This is a genomic window from Ancylobacter oerskovii (assembly GCF_018390555.1).
Classification (GTDB): Bacteria; Pseudomonadota; Alphaproteobacteria; order Rhizobiales; family Xanthobacteraceae; genus Ancylobacter; species Ancylobacter oerskovii.
The window spans coordinates 562,761-580,039 of record NZ_JAHBGB010000002.1 but is presented as its reverse complement, the minus strand read 5'-3'; the positions used below and the strand labels follow the sequence as shown (position 1 = coordinate 580,039).

General features: G+C 68.2%; 15 protein-coding genes. 10 read left to right on the top strand and 5 right to left on the bottom strand.

Going from position 1 to position 17,279, the window contains the following annotated elements; genetic code table 11:
• Positions 1-12: 12 nt before the first annotated feature.
• Both groL and KHC19_RS02995 read left to right on the top strand, forming a co-directional pair.
• Positions 13-1,650, top strand: a complete 1,638-nt coding sequence (gene groL, locus KHC19_RS03000; protein ID WP_213350521.1) for a chaperonin GroEL — start codon at positions 13-15, stop codon at positions 1,648-1,650.
• A gap of 479 nt (positions 1,651-2,129) precedes the next feature.
• A complete protein-coding gene (locus KHC19_RS02995) occupies positions 2,130-3,011 on the top strand; it encodes a dienelactone hydrolase family protein (protein ID WP_213350520.1) in 882 nt (293 codons plus the stop codon).
• A gap of 43 nt (positions 3,012-3,054) precedes the next feature.
• Here the strand turns inward: KHC19_RS02995 and KHC19_RS02990 are convergent, their stop codons facing one another.
• Positions 3,055-3,678: a MarC family protein gene (locus KHC19_RS02990; RefSeq protein ID WP_213350519.1), complete on the bottom strand. Its 624-nt coding sequence runs from the start codon at positions 3,676-3,678 to the stop codon at positions 3,055-3,057.
• Between the two features lie 188 nt (positions 3,679-3,866).
• Between KHC19_RS02990 and KHC19_RS02985 the strand changes: the two genes are divergently transcribed.
• The gene (locus tag KHC19_RS02985; protein ID WP_213350518.1) at positions 3,867-4,517 is read left to right on the top strand and encodes a ribonuclease HII; all 651 of its coding nucleotides are present in this window, start codon (positions 3,867-3,869) and stop codon (positions 4,515-4,517) included.
• A gap of 11 nt (positions 4,518-4,528) precedes the next feature.
• Here KHC19_RS02985 and cydB read toward each other — a convergent pair whose 3' ends face one another.
• The 3 genes from cydB to KHC19_RS02970 all read right to left on the bottom strand — a co-directional run bounded on the left by cydB (position 4,529) and on the right by KHC19_RS02970 (position 8,486).
• Positions 4,529-5,548: a cytochrome d ubiquinol oxidase subunit II gene (gene cydB, locus KHC19_RS02980; protein WP_281418523.1), complete on the bottom strand. Its 1,020-nt coding sequence runs from the start codon at positions 5,546-5,548 to the stop codon at positions 4,529-4,531.
• 5 nt (positions 5,549-5,553) lie between these two features.
• Positions 5,554-6,966 (bottom strand): cytochrome ubiquinol oxidase subunit I, encoded by a 1,413-nt coding sequence (locus tag KHC19_RS02975; RefSeq protein ID WP_213350517.1) that lies wholly within the window; start codon positions 6,964-6,966, stop codon positions 5,554-5,556.
• 623 nt (positions 6,967-7,589) lie between these two features.
• Positions 7,590-8,486, bottom strand: coding sequence for a uracil-DNA glycosylase (locus KHC19_RS02970; protein ID WP_213350516.1), 897 nt, complete (start codon positions 8,484-8,486; stop codon positions 7,590-7,592).
• A gap of 89 nt (positions 8,487-8,575) precedes the next feature.
• Between KHC19_RS02970 and KHC19_RS02965 the strand changes: the two genes are divergently transcribed.
• Complete coding sequence (locus KHC19_RS02965; RefSeq protein ID WP_213350515.1) at positions 8,576-10,237, top strand: electron transfer flavoprotein-ubiquinone oxidoreductase; 1,662 nt, start codon at positions 8,576-8,578, stop codon at positions 10,235-10,237.
• A gap of 10 nt (positions 10,238-10,247) precedes the next feature.
• A complete protein-coding gene (locus KHC19_RS25745; RefSeq protein ID WP_246548119.1) occupies positions 10,248-11,318 on the top strand; it encodes a hypothetical protein in 1,071 nt (356 codons plus the stop codon).
• A gap of 191 nt (positions 11,319-11,509) precedes the next feature.
• Here KHC19_RS25745 and KHC19_RS02955 read toward each other — a convergent pair whose 3' ends face one another.
• Complete coding sequence (locus KHC19_RS02955; protein ID WP_246548118.1) at positions 11,510-11,974, bottom strand: DUF6790 family protein; 465 nt, start codon at positions 11,972-11,974, stop codon at positions 11,510-11,512.
• 136 nt (positions 11,975-12,110) lie between these two features.
• On the opposite strand from KHC19_RS02955, the gene phnC reads away from it, so the two are divergent.
• The 5 genes from phnC to KHC19_RS02930 all read left to right on the top strand — a co-directional run bounded on the left by phnC (position 12,111) and on the right by KHC19_RS02930 (position 17,249).
• Complete coding sequence (phnC, locus tag KHC19_RS02950) at positions 12,111-12,947, top strand: phosphonate ABC transporter ATP-binding protein (RefSeq protein WP_213350514.1); 837 nt, start codon at positions 12,111-12,113, stop codon at positions 12,945-12,947.
• A 14-nt stretch (positions 12,948-12,961) separates the two neighbouring features.
• Positions 12,962-13,963 carry a phosphonate ABC transporter substrate-binding protein gene (gene phnD, locus KHC19_RS02945; RefSeq protein WP_213350513.1) on the top strand — a complete coding sequence of 334 codons (1,002 nt, stop codon included), beginning with the start codon at positions 12,962-12,964 and terminating at the stop codon, positions 13,961-13,963.
• Positions 13,964-14,055: 92 nt separating this feature from the next.
• Complete coding sequence (gene phnE, locus KHC19_RS02940) at positions 14,056-14,877, top strand: phosphonate ABC transporter, permease protein PhnE (RefSeq protein ID WP_213350512.1); 822 nt, start codon at positions 14,056-14,058, stop codon at positions 14,875-14,877.
• A gap of 162 nt (positions 14,878-15,039) precedes the next feature.
• On the top strand, positions 15,040-15,243 hold the full coding sequence (locus KHC19_RS02935; RefSeq protein WP_213350511.1) for a hypothetical protein: 204 nt from the start codon (positions 15,040-15,042) through the stop codon (positions 15,241-15,243).
• Positions 15,244-15,509: 266 nt separating this feature from the next.
• Positions 15,510-17,249, top strand: a complete 1,740-nt coding sequence (locus KHC19_RS02930; RefSeq protein ID WP_213351019.1) for an ABC transporter ATP-binding protein/permease — start codon at positions 15,510-15,512, stop codon at positions 17,247-17,249.
• Positions 17,250-17,279 lie beyond the last annotated feature (30 nt).

The window sequence follows — 17,279 nt, the reverse complement described above, 5'->3', positions numbered from 1 at the left end:
GGAGTGAGCCCCATGGCTGCCAAGGACGTGAAATTCTCCGTCGAAGCCCGCGACAAGATGCTGCGCGGCGTCGACATCCTCGCCAACGCCGTGAAGGTGACGCTGGGTCCCAAGGGCCGCAACGTCGTGATCGACAAGAGCTTCGGCGCCCCGCGCATCACCAAGGACGGCGTCACCGTCGCCAAGGAGATCGAGCTCGAGGACAAGTTCGAGAACATGGGCGCCCAGATGGTGCGCGAAGTGGCCTCGAAGACCAACGACCTCGCCGGCGACGGCACCACCACCGCCACCGTGCTCGCCCAGGCGATCGTCCGTGAAGGCGCCAAGGCGGTTGCCGCCGGCATGAACCCGATGGACCTGAAGCGCGGCATCGACCTCGCCGCCGCCGAGGCGATCAAGGACATCGAGAAGCGCGCCAAGAAGGTGAAGTCTTCCGGCGAAGTCGCCCAGGTCGGCACCATCTCCGCCAATGGCGACACCGCGATCGGCGAGATGATCGCCGGCGCGATGCAGAAGGTCGGCAACGAGGGTGTCATCACCGTCGAGGAAGCCAAGACCGCCGAGACCGAGCTCGACGTCGTCGAGGGCATGCAGTTCGACCGCGGCTATCTCTCGCCCTATTTCGTCACCAATGCCGAGAAGATGGTCGTCGATCTCGAGGATCCCTACATCCTCATCCACGAGAAGAAGCTCTCCACGCTGCAGCCGCTGCTGCCGGTGCTGGAAGCGGTGGTGCAGTCCGGCAAGCCGCTGCTGATCATCGCCGAGGACGTCGAGGGTGAAGCCCTGGCGACCCTCGTCGTCAACAAGCTGCGCGGCGGCCTGAAGGTCGCGGCCGTGAAGGCGCCGGGCTTCGGCGACCGCCGCAAGGCCATGCTCGAGGACATCGCCATCCTCACCGCCGGCCAGGTCATCTCCGAAGAGCTCGGCATCAAGCTGGAGAGCGTCGCGCTCAACATGCTCGGCCGCGCCAAGAAGGTGCTGATCGAGAAGGAGAAGACCACCGTCGTCGACGGCGCCGGCAAGAAGAAGGACATCGAGGGCCGCGTGGCGCAGATCAAGGCGCAGATCGAGGAGACCACCTCGGACTACGACCGTGAGAAGCTGCAGGAGCGCCTCGCCAAGCTCGCGGGCGGCGTCGCGGTGATCCGCGTCGGCGGCGCCACCGAGATCGAGGTGAAGGAAAAGAAGGACCGCATCGACGACGCGCTGAACGCCACCCGCGCCGCGGTGCAGGAAGGCATCGTGCCCGGCGGCGGCATCGCGCTGCTGCGCGCCAAGAAGGCGATCGAGAAGCTGACCTCCGACAATGCCGACATCCAGGCCGGCATCAAGATCGTGGTGAAGTCGCTCGAGGCCCCGATCCGCCAGATCGCCGAGAATGCCGGCGTGGAAGGCTCCATCGTGGTCGGCAAGGTGCAGGAATCGAAGGACCAGAACTTCGGCTTCAACGCCCAGACCGAGCAGTTCGTCGACATGATCGAGGCCGGCATCGTCGATCCGGCCAAGGTGGTGCGCACCGCGCTGCAGGACGCCGCGTCGGTGGCCGGCCTGCTGATCACCACCGAGGCGATGGTCGCCGACCTGCCGAAGCCGGCCGCGGCCGCCCCGGCCATGCCGGGCGGCGGCATGGGCGGCATGGATTTCTGACGAAATCCAAACCGCCCACGCGGTCTTACGTGCCGAAGCCGGGCAAGCCCGGCTCGGTGGCGGCATGGATTTCCGGCGTCTGCCGGCCGTTGATCGAAAGAAAGGGCGCGGCGAGAGCCGCGCCCTTTCCGTTTGCGCGGGAGGGGCGCGCACGATGAGCATCCTTCGAGGCTCGCTTACGCTCGCGCCTCAGGATGAGGTGGTATGGGCTGGAATGGGTGGAGGCCGGCTACATCCTCCGTCGTACACGACGTGCGTCGATCTGCCGTTCCCGGCCAATACCACCTCATCCTGAGGTGCGAGCGTAAGCGAGCCTCGAAGGAGGCTCGTCCGGGAGCGGGAATGAGCGCCTTCGCCTCGCCTCGTCCCGGTATCTGCGCGGTGAGCCCGCCCGGACAGGCAAATTCCACCTCCCCGATTTCTGATGTGCACGGCCCTCGAAACCGGTCCACCCTGCGGGCTTCCCGGGAGGAACGCCAATGGACCAGCGCATCATCGACCTCTATGACCGCTTCACCCATGGCCAGATCGGCCGGCGGGATTTCATGGAGCGGCTCGCCGCGCTTGCCGGCTCGGTCGCGGCGGCGAGCGCCCTGCTGCCGCTGCTCTCCAACGACTATGCCCGCGCCGCCGTGGTGGCCGAGGACGATCCGCGGCTCGACATTTCGACCGCGAGCTATCTGTCCGGCGGCAAGAATGTCAGCGGCCTGCTGGTACGGGCCAAGCGCGTTGACACCAAGCGGCCGGCGGTGCTGGTGATCCACGAGAATCGCGGCCTCAACCCGCATATCAAGGACATTACCCGCCGGCTCGCGCTCGAAGGCTATCTCGCCTTCGGCGTCGACCTGCTCTCCGTCGATGGCGGCACCCCGGCCGACGAGGACAAGGCACGCGAGATGATCGCCGCGCTCGACCGCCCGGCCACGCTGGCGCGCGCCGTCGACGCGGTGGCTTTCCTCGCCCGCCACGAAGCCTCGACCGGATCGGTGGGCGCGGTCGGCTTCTGCTGGGGCGGCGGCATGGTCAACCTGCTCGCCGAGGCGAGCCCGGAGCTGAAGGCCGGCGTCGCCTATTACGGAGCGCAGCCGCCGCTGGACAAGGTGCCGGACATCAAGGCGGCGCTGCTGCTGCAATATGCCGGCCTCGACGCCCGCATCAACGAGGGCATCCCCGCCTATGAGGACGCGCTCAAGAAGGCGGGCAAGGACTACACGATCTATGTCTATGAGGGCGCCAACCACGCCTTCAACAACGACACCGGCCCGACCCGCTACGACCCGCAGGCCGCCGCGCTGGCCTGGAGCCGCACCGGCGCCTTCCTCGCCAAGCATCTCGGCGCGCCGCCGCCGGTGGAGACCTGAGCGGCGGCGGGCGAGATCTGCGAGGGGGCAGGGCGGCGAGAGGTCAGATCGGCGGCAGATGCAGCCAGTTGGCGGCGGCGCTGAGGATGAGGTCGATCGCCATCGCCGCCAGGATCATGCCCATCACCCGCGAAATGATGGAGCCGCCGCCCCGGCCGATCACCCGCGCCAGGAAGCCGGCGCAGAGCAGGATGGCGAGGGACAGCAGCAGCACCACGCTCATGGTGACGAGGGTGAGCATGCGGTCCGCCAGATCGTGGCGTGAATCGTCGGACAGCACCACCGCCGCCAGCATGGCGCCGGGACTGGCGATGGACGGGATCGCCAGCGGGTAGATGGCGATGTCCATCGGATTGGCATCGATCTCGGGATGCGCGCTGTTGGCGTGGCCGCCATGGATCATGCTGAGCGCGAACAGGAACAGCACGATGCCGCCGGCGATCTGGAACGAGGCGATGGAGACATCCATCGCGTCGAGCAGCCAGTGGCCGGCAAGGGCGAAGAACACCAGCACCGCGAAGGAGATGGCGATCGACAGCACCGCCACCTTGCGGCGGGCGGCCGCCTCGAGGCCGGTGGTGACCGCCAGGAACACCGGCAGGGTGCCGAGCGGATCGATGACGACCCAGAAGGTGACGAATTCCTGCAGGTGTGACGACCAGTTCATCGCATCGCTCGCGTGAGGCCGTCACGAAGACCCTGCTTCCCAAGGGGAAGAAGGCGTCCCGCGACCCGGCCCGCTATCCACATGCTGCGCCAGTGGCGACACGAGGGCGCGCTGCGGGCGTTGCGTCCGGCAGCATAGAGACGCATGGTCGGCCGGCACAATCCACCCGCGTCGAATCGCTCGTAAAAATGCCGCCACGCCCGATCGTCCGTTCCGGTCCCGATTTCGCCCATGAGCAGGCCGCCTGGATGGCCGGCGAGGTGCCGGTCGCCGGTGCCGACGAGGTGGGCCGCGGGCCCTGGGCCGGGCCGGTGGTGGCGGCGGCGGTGATCCTCGATCCCGAACGGGTGCCGGACGGGCTCGACGATTCCAAGAAGCTGACCGCCGCCCGGCGCGAGGCGCTCTACGAGATCATCTGCGAGACGGCGGAGGTGTCGGTCGCCTTCGCGCCGCCGGCACGCATCGACGCCACCAATATCCGCCAGGCGACGCTGTGGGCGCTCGCGCGGGCGGCCGCCGGCCTGCCGCGGGCGCCGCGGCTGCTGCTGGTCGACGGCAACGACCTGCCGGCGGTCGGCTGCGCCGCGCGGGCGATCATCGGCGGCGACGGGCTGGTGGCCTCCATCGCCGCCGCCTCGATCGTCGCCAAGGTGACGCGCGACCGGCTGATGGGCGAGCTCGGGCGGCTCAACCCCGGCTACGGCTTCGAGCGGCACATGGGCTATGGCACGCCCGAGCATGGCGCGGCGCTGGAGCGGCTCGGCGTCTGCCGCCACCACCGCACCTCCTTCGCGCCGATCCGCCTGCGCCTCGCGCGCGGTGCCGAAGCGGCGGAGTAGGCGTCGCCGGCTCAGTGATAGCCTTCGCCGGCGCGCACCTTGCCGCGGAATGTCCAGTAGACGAAGGCGACATAGCCGAGGATCAGCGGCAGCATGAACACCGTGCCGATGAGCATGAACACCTGGCTCGCCGGCGCCGCCGCCGTCTCCCACACGGTGAGCGTGGGCGGCACGAGGTGCGGGAAGATCGACACGCCGATGCCGAGATAGCCGAGCAGGAACAGCCCGATCACCCCGAGGAAGGGCAGGTGCTCGTGGCCGCGCTCCAGCCAGCGCCAGACGAAGCCGGCCAGCAGCAGCGTCACCACCGGGATCGGCGCGAGATAATAGAAGTTGGGCAGCGAGAACCAGCGCTCGGCGATGCGCGGGAAGGCGAGCGGCGTCCACAGGCTGACGAGGCCCATGAAGACGAGCACCACCGGCAGCAGCAGCCGGGCGTGCTGGCGGGCGCGGGCCTGGGCGGCGCCGTCGGTCTTCAGGATCAGCCAGACCGCCCCGATCAGCGCGTAGCCGGCCGTGACGCCGAGCCCGCACAGCAGCGCGAAGGGCGTGGCCCAGTCGAGCGGGCCGCCGGCGAAGGCGTTGTTCTCCACCTTCATGCCCTGCACGAAGCCGCCGAGCAGAACGCCCTGGAAGAAGGCCGCGAGCGTCGAGCCGCCGGCGAAGGCGATGTTCCACAGGAAGCGGCTGGTATCGGCGACGTGGCGGAACTCGAAGGCGACGCCGCGGAACACCAGGGCGAGCAGCATGAAGATCACCGGCAGATACAGCGCCGGCATCAGGATGGAATAGGCGAGCGGGAAGGCGACGAGCAGGCCGCCGCCGCCCAGGATCAGCCAGGTTTCGTTGCCGTCCCAGAACGGGGCGACGGAGTTCATCATCTGGTCCTTTTCCACCTCGCTGCGGGCGAAGGGGAACAGGATGCCGATGCCGAGGTCGAAGCCGTCCAGCACCACGTAAAGGGCGATGGCGACGGCGAGCAGCAGGGCCCAGATCACGGGCAGGTAGTATTCCATGCCGAGGCTGACCATGGCGCTCACTCCCCGGGATGCTGGATGGCGGCGCGCGCGGCCTCGCGGGCACCGGAGATCGGCTGGCTGGGCAGGCCCTGGTCCGGCGGCTCGATGGCGGAGCCGGTGGGCCCGCGCACGATCAGCCGGTTGATGTAGTAGAGGCCGCCGGAGAACACGATGCCGTAGACGATGACGAACAGCACCAGCGTGGTGAGCACCGCCCAGCCCTCGACCGGGGAGACGGCATCGGCGGTGCGCAAGATGCCGGTGGCGATCCAGGGCTGGCGCCCGACCTCGGTGACGAACCAGCCGGAGAGGATGGTGACGAAGCCGACCGGCCAGACGAATTGCGCGGGCCAGACATACCAGTCGGTCTCGAACAGCCGGCGCCGCCAGAGCAGGAAGGCGCCGGCCCAGCCGATCACGATCATCAGCACACCGAGCCCGACCATGATGCGGAAGGCGAAGAACGGCACCAGCAGCGGCGGCCGGTCCTCGCGGGGGAAGTCCTTGAGGCTGGCGAAGCCGTCCGTCCAGCTATGGGTGAGGATCAGGCTGCCGAGATGCGGGATGGCGATCTCGTAATCGTTGCTTTCCGTCTCCTCGTTCGGGATCGCGAACAGCACCAGCGGCACGCCGGCTCCCGGCGGATGGCCGCCCCAGTTCGCCTCCACCGCGGCGATCTTGGCCGGCTGGTGCTGCAGCGTGTTGAGGCCGTGTGCGTCGCCGATATAGGCCTGGATCGGGGCGAGGATGGCGATGAGCCCGATGGCCATGCGCATCATGGTGCGCCCGTCCTGCGGGTATTTCCCCGCATACACGTAGCGGGCGCCGATCGCCAGCACCACCAGCGCGGTGGTGAGGTAGCAGGCCGTCACCATGTGCATGAAGCGATAGGGGAAGCTGGGATTGAAGATGATCGCCAGCCAGTCCACCGGATAGGCGATGCCGTCGATGACCTCGTGCCCGGCCGGCGTCTGCATCCAGCTGTTGGCGGACAGGATCCAGAACGCCGAGAAGCTGGTGCCCACCGCCACCGCGATGGAGGCGAAGACATGCAGCCCCTTCGGCACCCGGTTCCAGCCGAACAGCATGATGCCGAGGAAGGTGGCTTCCAGGAAGAAGGCGGTCAGCACCTCATAGCCGATCAGCGGCCCGACGACGTTGCCCACCACATGCGAGAAGCGGCTCCAATTGGTGCCGAACTGGTAGGACAGCACGATGCCCGAGACCACGCCCATGCCGAAGGACACGGCGAAGATCTTGGTGAAGAAGCGGGCGATGCGATGGAAGTGCTCGCGGCCGGTGGTGATCCACAACACTTCCAGCGTGGCGATATAGGCCGCGAGGCCGATGGTGAAGCTGGGAAAGATGATGTGGAAGGAGACGGTGAAGGCGAATTGAATGCGAGCCAGAAGAACGGGATCGAATTCCATCGGCATGCCCCTGTCCGATGCGGCGACAGGCACCGCAAGGGAAACTCTACGCGGTGACCGTGCAGAATGGAACAGGTCTGAACTATAGTTTGCCGACCCGGCGATGACGCGGGTCAAGCCGCCGCGTATTGCGATGCCGCGCGCCGACTTTGGTCGGGGGCACGATCCGGCTTCCGTGGGCCATCGTCCTGAAGGTCCGGCGGATGAAATCCTCTCCCGCCGGCCTCCGGCTGCTGCCGGATTCGATGCCGGTTACGCTGAAGCCGAAGCATCCGGCTTCGGCGGAGGTGGCCCGCAGGAGGGTCGGTGAGAGGGCGCGCGATAAGGAGCGTTGAAGACCCCTCACCCAACCCTCTCCCCGACGGGGAGAGGGGGCTGTACCGTGCCTCTCACCATCGGTCGGGTGCCTGCGATGCCTGGGCGACGGAAGATTGGGCGACAGGAGATTCGGCGACGGGGGGCGCGGGGCGCTGTCCCCGGTCGGTTTCGAGGTACGCCTGCCGGGCGTGAGGACACATCGCCCCTTTCTCCCCCTGACGGGAGGAGGGGGCTTCCCCTTGTTGGCCAGGTTGCGGGATGAGACGTACGGGGCCGCGACGGCCGGAAAGACCCTGACAGCTCCCTCAGCCGGCTTCCGGCCTTGTCTCGGCGAGCTTGCGCTCTATGGCCAGCATGTCGCGCCAGACCATGCGCTTGCCGAGCGGCGTACGCAGCAGATAGGCCGGGTGGAAGGTGGCGAGCGCCTGTATGCGCCGCGTGCCGGTGTCGTAGTCCATCCAGCGGCCGCGCGCCTTGGTGATGCCGTCCTTGATGCCGAGCAGCGTCTGTGCCGAAGGACCGCCGAGGCAGACGAGGATGTCCGGGTCGGCGAGCTCGATCTGCCGGCGGATGAAGGGCAGGCAGATGGCGGTTTCCTGCGGCGTCGGCGTGCGGTTGCCCGGCGGGCGCCAGGGCACGACATTGGCGATATAGGCCTTGGTCCGGTCGATGCCGATGGCGGCGAGCATGCGGTCGAGCAGCTTGCCGGAACGGCCGACGAAGGGCTTGCCCTCGATGTCCTCGTCGCGGCCCGGCGCCTCGCCGACCAGCATCAGCTTGGCCTGCGGGTTGCCGTCGGCGAAGACGAGGCGGGTGGCGGTGACTTTCAGCGGGCAGCCGTCGAAGCGCTCCAGCAACGCGCGCAGCGCCTCCAGATCCGGTGCCGAGGCGGCGGCCTCGCGGGCATCGGCGGCGGCCTGATCCGGCGGCGGCGGCGCGAGGGTGCCGGGAGGAGGCAGAACCGCCGGGCGCGCCGCCGGACGCGCTGCGTCGCGTGCCGACGCCACGGGGCGGTCGGGTGCGGAAGCCGGCGCCGGGCGAACCGCGGCGCGGACGGCGCTGCGCTCGGCGGCGCTCTCGGCGAATCGGTCGACGGGGGCGTCGCCGATGGCGGCATCGACCCCGGCTTCCGCATAGAAGGTCAGCAGATCGGCAAGGGCGTCGCGCGGATCGATCTCACGCGGATCTTGGGAAAGGTCCATATCGCATTCTATCGCGTCGCGGCGGTGATTGTCAGGCCGGCGCAAGCGTGGAAGAAGTCCAGACAACAGATTACGTGCCGGAGAGTGACATGGACGCGGCCGAACTGCCCGAACGCGAGGGCATGGATTACGACGTGGTGGTGGTCGGCGCCGGGCCGGCGGGCCTCGCGGCGGCGATCCGGCTGAAGCAGCTCGACGAGAACCTCTCCGTGGTGGTGGTGGAGAAGGGCTCGGAAGTCGGCGCGCATATCCTGTCCGGTGCGGTGATCGATCCGATCGGCCTCGACCGGCTGTTCCCCGATTGGCGCGAGGACGCCGACGCGCCGCTGAAGACGGCGGTCACGGAAGACCGCTTCTACCTGCTCGGGCCGGCCGGCTCGTTGCGGCTGCCCAATGCGGTGATGCCGCCCTTGATGAACAATCACGGCAATTATGTCGGCTCGCTCGGCAATGTCTGCCGCTGGCTGGCCGGCAAGGCCGAGGCGCTGGGCGTCGAGATCTATCCCGGCTTCGCCGCCGCCGAACTGCTGTTCGACGGGAACGGCGCCGTCACCGGCGTCGCCACCGGCGACATGGGCATCGGCCGCGACGGCGAGCCCGGCCCGAATTTCGCCCGCGGCATGGAACTGCGCGGCAAGTACACGCTGTTCGCCGAGGGCGCGCGCGGATCGCTGAGCAAGCAGCTGATCGCCCGCTACAAGCTCGACGAGGGCCGCGAGCCGCCGAAATTCGGCCTCGGCATCAAGGAGCTGTGGCAGCTCGACCCCGCGAGGCACAAGCCGGGGCTGGTGCAGCACTCCTTCGGCTGGCCGCTCTCCTCCGACACCGGCGGCGGCTCCTTCCTCTATCACCTGGAGGACGGGCAGGCGGTGGTGGGCTTCGTGGTCCACCTGAACTATTCGAACCCGTATCTCTCGCCCTTCGAGGAGTTCCAGCGCTTCAAGACGCATCCGCTGATCCGCGAGCAGCTGGAGGGCGGCAAACGGCTCTCCTATGGCGCGCGGGCGATCACCGAGGGCGGCTACCAGTCGGTGCCGCGCACCGTGTTCCCCGGCGGGGCGCTGATCGGCTGCGCCGCCGGCTTCGTCAACGTGCCGCGCATCAAGGGCAGCCACAATGCCGTGCTCTCCGGCATGCTCGCCGCCGAGGAGGCCGCCGCCGCGCTGGCGCAGGGGCGGGCGCAGGACGAGCTGGAAGGCTACGAGACCGGCTGGCGGGCGGGGGAAATCGGCGCCGATCTGTGGAAGGTGCGCAACGTCAAGCCGCTGTGGTCGAAATTCGGCACCTATGTCGGCATCGCGCTGGGCGGGCTCGACATGTGGGCGAACACGCTGCTGAAGTGGTCGCCCTTCGGCACGCTCAGGCACGGCAAGCCGGACTCGGACACGCTGAAGCCGGCGAAGGATTCGCGGAAGATCGCCTATCCCAAGCCGGACGGCGTGGTCTCCTTCGACCGGCTGTCCTCGGTGTTCCTGTCCAACACCAACCACGAGGAGGACCAGCCGGTGCACCTCAAGGTGAAGGACATGGCGCTGCAGAAGCGCTCCGAGCATGATGTCTATGCCGGCCCGTCCAACCGCTACTGCCCGGCCGGGGTCTATGAGTGGGTGGAGAAGGACGGCGAGGAGGTCTTCGTGATCAACGCGCAGAACTGCGTGCACTGCAAGACCTGCGACATCAAGGATCCCAATCGCAACATCACCTGGGTGACGCCGGAAGGCGGCGGCGGGCCGAACTATCCCAACATGTGAGGAGCCTGGCATGCGCGCAAGCGCGACGGTGGTGCTGCGGGCGTTGGCCGCGACGCTGGCGCTATCGATACCGGCAGCGATGCCGGGGGCGACGACGGTCGCTTGGGCGGCCGGACTGCCGGACTATGCGCCGTTCCGCGAAGGCCGGTTCCTGCGCTATCTCGACGCCGAGCCGGGCGGCGGCATCGACCGGGTGCCGCGCATCGGGCTGTCCTTCCCCGGCAGCGAGCGGCGGCTGTCGGCCGATCTCGATTCCGGCTCCACCGGCATCGTGGTGGCCGCGGCCTATCTTCCCGGTTTCGACCGGCTGCCGAGCCAGGGGCCGGGGCAGCTGACCTACACCTCCTCCGGCCGGCAGATGATCGGCCAATGGGTGGTGGTGCCGGTGACGCTGTCCGGCAAGGAGGGAGCCTCCGTCACCACCGAGCCGATGCCGGTGCTGGCGGTGACTGAGCTGCGCTGCCTCGATCATGCCCGCGACTGCACGCCCCGGCAGATGCCCGAGCACATCGCCATGGTCGGGGTAGGCTTCGCCCGCGAGGCCGACCGGCAGAGCCAGGGCACGCCGGACAGGAACCCGCTGCTGCGGGTGGCCGGCGGGGAAGGACCCCGGCGGCGCGGCTACATCCTGTCGCCCGAAGGCGTGCATGTCGGGCTGACCGCCGGCAATACGCGCGGCGATTTCCGGGCGCTCAAGCTCGACCGCCGGGACGACGGCGCGGACTGGAAAGCGACGCCGGCCTGCCTCGCGCTGAACGGCGCCGCGCCGGCGGCCTGCGGCACGATGCTGGTCGATACCGGCGTCCCGGCGATGTTCATGACCGTGCCGCCGGCGCAGGCGGCGGGCGCCGAGGGCACGTTGCCGGCGGGAACCGAGGTGGCGATCCGCGCCGGCACGGCGCAGGACGGCTTCGAGCTCTACCGTTTCACGGTGGGCGGGGACTCGCCGCTGGCGCCTGAGGCGATCCATCTGCGCGTGTCGCCGGAGCGGGTGTTCGTCAATACCGGCTTCCACCTGCTCAACGGCTATGACGTGCTCTACGACGCCGATGGGGGGTATGTCGGGTTCCGGCGGCGGTAGCGCGACGCGGGGAGCGGGTGCGTCCTTCGAGGCTCGCTGACGCTCGCACCTCAGGATGAGGAGCCGTCTGCCTGAACAAGGCTCTCACTTTTTGCGGCCGGCACTTCAGCATGTTGATCCGCCTGCCAAAAGAGCGAGTAGCCTCATCCTGAGGTGCTCCGCGCAGCGGAGCCTCGAAGGACGCACGCCGCTCAGAACTGCGCGATGAGGAAGGCCGCGAACAGGATGAAGGCGGCGACGAGGTCGCTCGCCATCGCCATGTTCTCGCGGAGGTTCCGCTCCGGCCGGCGCATGTGGTTGAGCCCGGCGAGGCCGAGAAAGGCGGCGCCGACGAAGGCCACCGGGAACACCCAGCTGGAAATCAGCAGCGACAGCAGCCCCGCCGCGCCCATGGCGAGGTTGGCGCAGCCGAGCTCCTGCACCAGCACATGCGCGCGCACGTCGTCCACCCCGAGGATGGCGGAGGCGGTGTAGCCCGGCTTGATCAGCTGCATCAGGCCCGCCAGCAAAAGCCGCACGCCCACCGCCCAGAACACGAACCATTTCGAGGCGATGGCGAAGAAGCCGATCAGCGTGCCGTTGCCGGCGAGTTCCGAGGCGATGGAGACGATGGGCAGGATGACCATCGTGAGCAGAAGCGTGGCGAAATAGATCATCGGGCAGGGCTCGGCGAATGAGATGACGCAACGGCACATCATCGTGAATGTCACGGAAGTGTAACGTCAGGTTCATCCCGACGTCACCCGCCATCGCTACCCCCTCGTCGACCCTGACAGCCGACGAGGACCATCCATGGCGGCAGCGCTTGAAATCGACCGCGTGAGCAAGACGTGGGGCTCGATGCGGGCCGTGGACAATGTCTCGCTGCGGATCGAGCCGGGCGAGCGGGTGGCGCTGATCGGCGCGTCCGGCTCCGGCAAGTCGACCCTGATCCGCATCGCCTCCGGCCTCGCTTTGGCCGATGCCGCCAGCGGCGGCGTGCGTTCCTTCGGCGTCGGCGTGCAGGACAAGGGCAGGCTTTCCTCCGAGGTGCGCCGCGCCCGCCGGCAGATCGGCCTCGTCTTCCAGCAATTCGCCCTGGTGGGCCGCCTCTCGGTGATGACCAACGTGCTGGTCGGCGCGCTCGGCCGCATGGGACGGCTGCGCGGCACGTTCGGCCTGTTCAACGACGACGAGAAGCGCACCGCGCTCGCCGCCCTCGCCGAGGTCGGCATCGCCCAGCACGCCGCCAAGAAGGCGCGCGAGCTTTCCGGCGGCCAGCAGCAGCGCGTCGCCATCGCCCGCGCGCTGGTGCAGGGCGCCCGGCTGGTGCTCGCCGACGAGCCGATCGCCTCGCTCGATCCGAAATCGGCGAAGCGCGTCATGGACACGCTGGTGACGATGAGCCGCGACCATGGCATCGCCCTCGTCGTCTCGCTGCACCAGGTGGACTACGCCACCGCCTATTTCGACCGGGTGATCGCCATGAATGCCGGCCGCGTCGTGTTCGACGGGCCGTCCTCGCGCATCACCGCGGCCTTCCTTACCGAGCTCTACGGCGCCAGCGCCGAGGAGCTGATCCTGCCGAGCCAGTTCGCGGTGCCGGCCGCCGAGACGCTCGCGCCCACCTCTTCAGAACCCGTATCCTGACAGGAGCGACTATCATGAAGCGCATTCTTGCCGCCGGCCTCGTGCTGGCCGGCCTCACCGCCCCGCTGGCGGCGCAGGACGTCAAGGAGCTGAACTTCGGCTTCATCTCCACCGAATCCTCCGCCAACCTCGCCAAGAGCTTCGAGCCGCTCCTGAAGGACATGGAGAAGGCGATCGGCGTGCCGGTGAAGCCCTTCTTCGTCGGCGACTATGCCGGCGTGATCGAGGGCATGCGCTTCAAGAAGGTCGACGTGGCGTGGTACGGCAACAAGTCGGCCATGGAAGCGGTGGACCGCGCCAATGGCGAAGTCTTCGTGAAGACCGCCAAGCCGGACGGCTCCTCGGGCTACTACTCGCTGATCGTCACCAATGCCGACCGCAGCGACATCAACACCCTGAAGGACGTGCTCGACTGCTCCAAGGGCTATAATTTCGGCAATGGCGACCCGAACTCCACCTCGGGCTTCCTGGTGCCGGGCTATTACGTGTTCGCGCTGAACAATGTCGACCCGCAGAAGTGCTACAAGCGCGTCGTGACCGGCAACCATGAGGGCAACCTGCTCGCGGTCGCCAACAAGCAGGTCGACTTCGCCACCAACAACACCGAGAACATGACCCGCCTGCAGCAGACCCGCCCGGCGGAAGCGGCGAAGATCAAGGAAGTGTGGCGCTCGCCGATGATCGCCGGCGACCCGATCGTGTGGCGCAAGGACCTGCCGGCCGACCTCAAGGCCAAGATCTACACCTTCTTCATGACCTATGGCCGCAACGGCACCCCGGAAGAGATCGAGCGCGCCCGCGCGGTGCTGGCCAAGACCTCCGACGGCTGGGGCCCGTTCCTCGCCTCCTCCGACGCGCAGCTGATCCCGATCCGCCAGCTCGAGTTGTTCAAGGCCAAGGTGAAGGCCCAGAACAACGACAAGCTCTCGGCTGACGAGAAGGCCGCCGAGGTGAAGAAGATCGACGCCCAGCTCGCCGATCTCGACGCCCAGCAGAAGAAGCTGCCGGCCATGTGATGTCGCCGGAGGCCGGCTCGCCCGGCCTCCGTGCAAGGCTCGCCGCCGTCCCCGGCCACCCGGGGGCGGCGTTCGATCGAGAGGGACGCCCCATGTCTGCCGCCGAGACCGCCCATCGTTCCGTCGTCGCCGGGCTGCCGGCGCCCCCGGTGACGCCGCTCGCCACCCGGCTCAGCCGCCTGCTCATCGCCGCGCTGACGGTGGTGGTGCTGGTGTTCTGCTGGTACGAGGCGGAAATGAACCCGGCCCAGCTGGTGCAGGACGCCGGCAACATGGCGACGCTCGGCGCCGAATTCGTGCGGCCGGACTTCACCGACTGGGACGTCTATTTCAACTCGATGCTGGAAACGCTCGCCATCGCCATCTGGGGCACGCTGCTGGCGGTGGTGGTCGGCATTCCCTTCGGCATTCTCTGCGCCGACAACGTGGTGCCGCGCTGGGTCGCCTTTTCCGTGCGCCGGCTGATGGATTGCTGCCGCGCCATCAACGAGCTCGTCTTCGCGCTGATCTTCATCGCCGCCGTCGGCCTCGGGCCCTTCGCCGGCGTGCTCGCCTTGTTCGTGCACACCACCGGCGTGGTCGCCAAGCTGTTCTCCGAGGCGGTGGAGGCGATCGACCCCGCGCCCGTCGAGGGCATTCGCGGCACCGGCGGCACCTGGCTGCAGGAAGTGGTCTATGGCGTGCTGCCGCAGGTGCTGCCGCTGTGGATCTCCTACGCGCTCTACCGCTTCGAATCCAATGTGCGCTCGGCGACCGTGCTCGGCATCGTCGGCGGCGGCGGCATCGGCATGGTGTTCAACGAGACCATGCGCGGCTTCCTCTATTCGCAGGCTTCGGCGATCCTGATCATCGTGATCGTCACCGTGTCGGTGCTCGACATGATCAGCCAGAACATCCGCAAGCGCTTCATCTGACACGCATTTTCCAGCCGCCGGCCAACCGGCGGCCGCGTTACGCATTCGCACGATCAGACTTCCGTGAACTTCCCTTACGACCTGATCGCAAGCGACATAAATCTTCTCCGAAAGCACGCCATTGTCGTTCGCGCGACACGTCGCACATAGGAGAAGACCCCAATGAACCGGATTTTCGTCGTCACCGCCCTGATCGCCAGCCTCGGCATCGCCGGCGTGACCGCCGCTTCCGCCGCCGGCCGCAGCAAGGACGAGCGCAAGTCCTGGTGGGACACCTACCATCAGGTCACCAAGTCCCCCGAGGGCACGACGCAGCAGTCCAAGCCGTCCCGGCCGGCGCCGAAAGCGGCCAAGCCGGCGCAGTGACGCTTGCGGCGCTTTCGCCGAAGCAGATGCAGAGACGATCGGGAGCGGCATCCGGCAAGGGTGCCGCTTCTCTCGTATTGGGCCGCCTGCAAGGCCTTCTGTTCATGACCCTGGGGCATGCGGCCTGAACAAAGTTTAATTTCTTCGCCATCCTCCCGCCGGGATTGCTTCCGCTAGTCTTGCAGCGGGTATGTCCGCGCCGGCTTTCGCGCGTGCGTCCCCTGCCTTGCCTGTTCCCTCCGGCCGGAGAAGCCCCCGTGCGTGCCATGTTCCGTCTTCTCGCCGATGTCTGGCGGCTGTCGACCCCCTATTTTCGCGGTGAGGACAAATGGCGGGGCGGGGCCCTGCTCGCGGCGGTCGTCGCGCTGGAGATCGGCTGGGTCTACGGCACGGTGCTCCTGAACCAGTGGAACAACGCCTTCTACAACGCCATACAGGAGAAGGATTATCCCGCCTTCGTGCACCAGTTCTGGCTGTTCGGCCTCTATGCCGCGGTGCTGATCGTCATCGCCGTCTACCAGGTCTATCTGCGGCAATGGCTGGAGATCCGCTGGCGGACCTGGATGACCGAGAAATATCTCTCGGGTTGGCTCGACCACCAGACCCATTACCGGCTGCGGCTAAAGGGGGATGCCGCCGACAACCCCGACCAGCGCATCGCCGAGGATATCCGCGCCTATATCGCCACCACCATCGGCCTGTTCATCGGCATCCTCAATGCGGTGATGACGCTCGCCTCCTTCGCGGTGATCCTGTGGGGCCTGTCCGGCGACTTCCATCTGCCGCTGTTCGGCTATGAGCTGGACATTCCCGGCTACCTCGTCTGGGCGGCCTTCGCCTATGCCGCGGTCGGCACCTGGCTGACGCATCTCATCGGCCGGGTGCTGGTGCTGCTGAACTTCAACCAGCAGCGCTTCGAGGCCGACTACCGCGTCGACCTGGTGCGGGTGCGCGAGAATGGCGAGCAGATCGCGCTGATGGAAGGCGAGAAGGTGGAGCGAGCCCGGCTGCTGGAGCGCTTCTCGCATGTGGTGCACAATTACTGGGGCCTGATGATCGCCCAGAAGCGGCTGACATGGTTCACCGCCGGCTACGGCCAGCTGTCGAACGTGTTCCCGTTCATCGTGGTGGCGCCGGCCTATTTCGCCGGCGGCATCCAGCTCGGCCAGCTGATGCAGACCGCCTCCGCCTTCGGGCAGGTGCAGGGCTCGTTCTCCTTCTTCATCAACGCCTATTCGACGCTGGCCGAATGGAAGGCGGTGGTCGATCGTCTGATCGGCTTCGAGGACCACATCGCCCAGGCCCGCGCCGAGGCGGCCGCCGACGCCTATGTGCGCCAGCCGGCCACCGGCGGCGCCATGCTTACCGTCGACGATCTGGAACTGCGGCTGCCCGACGGACGGGCCCTGCTCACCGTCGCGGATGTCGCCATCCGGCGTGGCGAGAGCGTGCTGCTGACCGGTCCCTCGGGATCGGGCAAGTCGACGCTGCTGCGGGCCATCGCCGGCATCTGGCCCTATGGCTCCGGCACGGTGGCGGTGGCGCCGGAGGCGCGGCTGCTGGTGCTGCCGCAGCGGCCTTATCTACCGGTGGGCACGCTGCGCGGCGCGCTCGCCTATCCCGATCCGCTGGCCGAGCATGACGACAGCGCGCTGCGCGAGGTACTGGCGACGGTGGGCCTCGACGCCTTCGCCGCCCGGCTCGACGAGCGGGCGCTGTGGCCTTCGGTGATGTCGGGCGGCGAGCAGCAGCGGCTGGCCGTCGCCCGCGCGCTGCTGATCAAGCCGGACGTGCTGCTGCTCGACGAGGCGACCTCGGCGCTCGACGAGGAAGGCGAGGCGGCGCTCTATCATGTGCTGCGCCAGCGGCTGCCGGCGGCGGCGATCCTGTCCATCGGCCACCGTTCCAGCCTGCACGCGCTGCATGGCCGGCACCTCGAGCTTCAGCCGACGGAGAGCGGGCCGGCGCGGCTCGACGGCGCCGGAGCGCTGGCGGCGGCGGGCTGAGGCCGCGCCGGGCAGCAGTTGCCCACAGCC

Bases quoted from the DNA above. Each gene is read 5' to 3' on its own strand.
- groL (WP_213350521.1), top strand. From the start codon at position 13: ATGGCTGCCAAGGACGTGAAATTCTCCGTCGAAGCCCGCGACAAGATG.
- KHC19_RS02995 (WP_213350520.1), top strand. From the start codon at position 2,130: ATGGACCAGCGCATCATCGACCTCTATGACCGCTTCACCCATGGCCAG.
- KHC19_RS02990 (WP_213350519.1), bottom strand. From the start codon at position 3,678: ATGAACTGGTCGTCACACCTGCAGGAATTCGTCACCTTCTGGGTCGTC.
- KHC19_RS02985 (WP_213350518.1), top strand. From the start codon at position 3,867: ATGCCGCCACGCCCGATCGTCCGTTCCGGTCCCGATTTCGCCCATGAG.
- cydB (WP_281418523.1), bottom strand. From the start codon at position 5,548: ATGGTCAGCCTCGGCATGGAATACTACCTGCCCGTGATCTGGGCCCTG.
- KHC19_RS02975 (WP_213350517.1), bottom strand. From the start codon at position 6,966: ATGGAATTCGATCCCGTTCTTCTGGCTCGCATTCAATTCGCCTTCACC.
- KHC19_RS02970 (WP_213350516.1), bottom strand. From the start codon at position 8,486: ATGGACCTTTCCCAAGATCCGCGTGAGATCGATCCGCGCGACGCCCTT.
- KHC19_RS02965 (WP_213350515.1), top strand. From the start codon at position 8,576: ATGGACGCGGCCGAACTGCCCGAACGCGAGGGCATGGATTACGACGTG.
- KHC19_RS25745 (WP_246548119.1), top strand. From the start codon at position 10,248: ATGCGCGCAAGCGCGACGGTGGTGCTGCGGGCGTTGGCCGCGACGCTG.
- KHC19_RS02955 (WP_246548118.1), bottom strand. From the start codon at position 11,974: ATGATCTATTTCGCCACGCTTCTGCTCACGATGGTCATCCTGCCCATC.
- phnC (WP_213350514.1), top strand. From the start codon at position 12,111: ATGGCGGCAGCGCTTGAAATCGACCGCGTGAGCAAGACGTGGGGCTCG.
- phnD (WP_213350513.1), top strand. From the start codon at position 12,962: ATGAAGCGCATTCTTGCCGCCGGCCTCGTGCTGGCCGGCCTCACCGCC.
- phnE (WP_213350512.1), top strand. From the start codon at position 14,056: ATGTCTGCCGCCGAGACCGCCCATCGTTCCGTCGTCGCCGGGCTGCCG.
- KHC19_RS02935 (WP_213350511.1), top strand. From the start codon at position 15,040: ATGAACCGGATTTTCGTCGTCACCGCCCTGATCGCCAGCCTCGGCATC.
- KHC19_RS02930 (WP_213351019.1), top strand. From the start codon at position 15,510: ATGTTCCGTCTTCTCGCCGATGTCTGGCGGCTGTCGACCCCCTATTTT.